This is a genomic window from Campylobacter concisus (assembly GCF_002165815.1).
In the GTDB taxonomy this organism is placed as follows: Bacteria; Campylobacterota; Campylobacteria; order Campylobacterales; family Campylobacteraceae; genus Campylobacter_A; species Campylobacter_A concisus_BH.
This window is the reverse complement of sequence record NZ_NDYN01000039.1, coordinates 1-293: the sequence shown is the minus strand read 5'-3', so window position 1 is coordinate 293 and position 293 is coordinate 1. Positions and strand designations below refer to the sequence as shown.

Annotated in this window: 1 protein-coding gene; it reads left to right on the top strand. The window is 35.8% G+C overall.

Annotated features, from left to right (window positions below):
- Window positions 1-293, top strand: a 293-nt coding sequence (locus B9N65_RS11125) for a hypothetical protein (protein WP_180385159.1), incomplete at both ends; no start/stop codon positions are given.

The window sequence follows — 293 nt, the reverse complement described above, 5'->3', positions numbered from 1 at the left end:
AGATAGATGCAAGGTACTTTAACTATGCTAGAAGTAGATACACTGAATCTGATGTAGAGATAAGGGAGCTAAATTTGGATGTGAAAGAGGAGAAAGAGATATACAATAATTACAAGGATGGCGCATTGCCAAATAAAGCAGCAGGCAAACCAAAATATCCGATAGATGCTTATCAAGAGGCTGCAAATATTATATATATGCTCAGACTAGGAATTTTTAACACCAACTATGACAATACTCATCGTAACCTCTCAAGAGATCTAGTGGAAGCTCTTGATACTATTGGTAACAAT